The sequence below is a fragment of the Streptomyces boluensis genome (assembly GCF_009908195.1).
Lineage (GTDB): Bacteria > Actinomycetota > Actinomycetes > Streptomycetales > Streptomycetaceae > Streptomyces > Streptomyces boluensis.
Genome location: NZ_JAAAHS010000615.1, coordinates 1 through 2,700 on the forward strand (window position 1 = coordinate 1; position 2,700 = coordinate 2,700).

At 72.5% G+C, this 2,700-nt stretch carries 3 protein-coding genes; all 3 read left to right on the plus strand.

Annotated features, from left to right (window positions below; all coding sequences use genetic code 11):
- The first annotated feature begins 92 nt into the window (after positions 1 to 92).
- Positions 93 to 1,100 carry an ABC transporter substrate-binding protein gene (locus GUY60_RS36625; RefSeq protein ID WP_161705821.1) on the plus strand — a complete coding sequence of 336 codons (1,008 nt, stop codon included), beginning with the start codon at positions 93 to 95 and terminating at the stop codon, positions 1,098 to 1,100.
- Positions 1,101 to 1,238: 138 nt separating this feature from the next.
- Positions 1,239 to 2,018 (plus strand): ABC transporter permease, encoded by a 780-nt coding sequence (locus GUY60_RS36630; protein ID WP_312866566.1) that lies wholly within the window; start codon positions 1,239 to 1,241, stop codon positions 2,016 to 2,018.
- A gap of 54 nt (positions 2,019 to 2,072) precedes the next feature.
- Positions 2,073 to 2,700, plus strand: a 628-nt coding sequence (locus GUY60_RS36635) for a thiamine pyrophosphate-binding protein (protein WP_246236119.1), incomplete at its 3' end; no start/stop codon positions are given.

Consider the following 2,700-nt stretch of genomic DNA (forward strand, 5'->3'; position numbering starts at 1 on the left):
GTGTGGCGGTCGGCGCCACCCGCGTCGCGCGACACGCTAGGCCGAAATCCGCCCCTGGCACCTGGTTCACCGAGCAACTAGCCTCCCCGAGCATGCAGGCTCAACTGGGTTCGGCACGGGGGAAGTTGACGGCACTCGTGGCGGTGCTGGCGCTGACCGCGGCGGCGTGCTCCGGCGCCGGGGACGACGGAGCGGGCGGCTCCGGGGCCGGCGGCAAGGCGGGTGACCTGGAGCGAACCACCGTCACCGTCGCCTCGCTCCCGCTGGTGGACGTGGCGCCCCTGCACCTCGCCGTGCAGCGGAAGTTCTTCGAGCAGGAGGGCCTGACCGTACGGATCAAGCCCGTGCAGCAGTCGGTACAGGCGCTGCCCGCGCTCGCCAACGGCCAGCTCGACATCATCGCCGGGGCCAACTACGTGACGTTCCTCCAGGCCCGCGAGAAGGGCACCCTCAAGCCCCGCTTCCTCGCCGAGGGCGCCACCCTCGCGCCCGGCATGATGGACGTCGTCGTACCGAAGGACTCCCCCGTCAGGTCCGCCGCCGACCTCAAGGGCAAGTCGGTCGCGGTGAACATCCTCAACAACATCCAGTCCCTCACCTTCGACGCGGTACTCGCGGACCGGGGCGCCGGGCCGGTCGAGTACCGCCAGATCCCGTTCCCGCAGATGGGCGTCGCGCTGGAGGAGAAGCAGGTGGACGCCGCGCATGTGGCCGAGCCGTTCCTGTCCGACCTGAAGAAGAAGCTCGGCGCGCGCGTGGTCGCCGAGGGCGGCGCGGGTCCGGTGGAGGGGCTGCCGATCAGCGGGTACGTCACCACGGAGAAGTTCGCCGAGCGGAACCCGCGCACCGCCGCCGCCTTCCAGCGAGCCGTCCGCAAGGCGCAGGCCCTCGCCGAGCGGGACCGGAGCGCCGTCGACCAGGTGCTGCCGGGGTACGCCCGCATCACGCCCGAGCAGGCCCGCGCCCTGACCCTGCCCGAGTTCCCGGCCACGTCCGACCCGAAGCGGCTGCGCGAGCTGATCGACCTGATGGTGCGCGAGAAGCTCCTGAAGCAGCCGGTCGACCCCGCCGAACTGATCAGCCCCGGCAACGGCCGATGACAGTGACAGTGCCAGTGCCAGTGCCGACGGTACTGGGCGGGGGCGGTGCGCGCGGCGTTCCCGGCGGGCGGGACAGGCCGCACAGCCAGGGCAGGTTGCACAGCCAGGGCAGGCAGGGCAGGCAGGGGTGGTGAGCCGGTGACGCATCTGTACCGCTGGGGTGTGCTCGCCCTGGCCGTGCTCGGCTGGCAGTTCGCCGCCGCGGCGTACGGCAGCGTGTTCTTCCCGCCGCCCACGACCATCGCCGGCCACATGCGCGGACTGTGGTTCGACGGGCCGGTGTCGCAGGTCTTCCTCTCGCAGACGGCGTTCGACCACATCCTGCCGAGCGTGGCCAGGATGACCGCCGGCTTCCTGCTCGCCGCCGCCCTCGGCATCGCCCTCGGCCTGGCGCTCGGCCGCTCCGCGTACGCGCACGCCGTGCTCGACCCGGTGCTCCAGTTCGCCCGCGCGGTGCCGCCGCCCGCGCTCGTACCGGTGTTCGTGGTGTTCCTGGACTTCGGTACGCAGATGCAGCTGACGTCGATCGTGTTCAGTGCGGTGTGGCCGGTACTCATCAACACCGTCGAGGGGGCCCGCGCCGTGGACCCGGTACAGCTGGAGACGGCCCGGGTGTACGGCCTCACCGGTCCGCAGCGGGTACGGCTGCTCCTGCTGCCCGCCGCCTTGCCGAAGATCTTCGCGGGGTTGCGGCTCTCCCTCTCCCTGTCGCTGATCCTGATGGTGTTCTCCGAGCTCCTTCCGGGCACCGCGAACGGTCTCGGCTTCCAGCTCACCGACGCCCAGAGCCGCTCCGACCTGCTCACCGTCTGGGCGGTGATCGTGCTCCTCGGCGCCCTCGGCTACCTGTTCAACGCGGCCCTGCTCGGCGTCGAGCGGCGGCTGCTCGGCTGGCACACCGGCGCCCGCGCGACCTGACACCCGCCCGCACCCCTTGCCCCAACCACCGGCCCGCACCAAGGAGTTGATCTCATGATCCCCGTGACGACCGTGCGGGACGCCGTGTTCGAACTGTGCCGCCGCACCGGCATGACGACGGTCTTCGGCAACCCCGGCTCCACGGAGCTCCGCATGCTCCGCGACTGGCCCGCCCACTTCCGCTACGTCCTCGGGCTGCAGGAGTCCGTGGCCGTGGGCATGGCCGCCGGGCACGCGCTCGGCACGGGGCGCGCCGCGCTGGTCAGCCTGCACTCGGCGGGTGGGGTCGGGCACAGCCTCGGCGCCGTCTTCAACGCCTACCGCGACCGGGTGCCCGTGGTGATCGTCGCGGGCCAGCAGTCCCGTTCGCTGCTGCCGCTGCACCCGTTCCTCGGCGCGGACGAACCCGCCGAGTTCCCCCGCCCGTACGTCAAGTGGAGCCGTCAGCCGGAGCGTGCCGAGGACGTGCCGGCCGCACTCGCCGAGGCACACCGGGTGGCGATGACCCATCCGCGCGGGCCGGTCTTCCTGTCCGTGCCGGAGGACGACTGGGACGCGCCCTGTGACCTGGTCGCGCCGCGTACCGTGCACGGCGGCTTCACCGCGGACCCGGCCGCACTCGCCGAACTCGCCGCGCGGCTCGACGGTTCCGCACGGCCCGCGCTGGTGGTGGGGCCGGGGG